This window comes from Peribacillus sp. SIMBA_075 (genome assembly GCF_046534585.1).
Genome location: NZ_JAWRYN010001657.1, coordinates 1 through 234, shown reverse-complemented (window position 1 = coordinate 234; position 234 = coordinate 1). Strand labels below are relative to the sequence as shown.

General features: G+C 53.4%; 1 protein-coding gene. It reads right to left on the bottom strand.

Going from position 1 to position 234, the window contains the following annotated elements; all coding sequences use genetic code 11:
- A partial coding sequence (locus SB775_RS34060) for an ACT domain-containing protein (RefSeq protein WP_410865715.1) occupies positions 1–91 on the bottom strand: 91 nt, incomplete at its 3' end.
- Between the last annotated feature and the right edge of the window lie 143 nt (positions 92–234).

The window sequence follows — 234 nt, the reverse complement described above, 5'->3', positions numbered from 1 at the left end:
TGTTGAAACCGCGCTGACCAAACAGTGTTGCTACTCGGGTCAAAACGCCTGGCTGGTCGTTGACGAGAACGGAAATGGTATGTTGCTGCATCCTAGTCGTCCCCCAATTCCATCTGATCTAATGTGTCGCCTGATGCTACCATCGGATATACGTTTTCCTCCTGTGCTACACGGAAGTCGACGACTACCGGACCATCGTGACGCAGTGCTTCTGCCCAAACGGCTTCGGCCTCT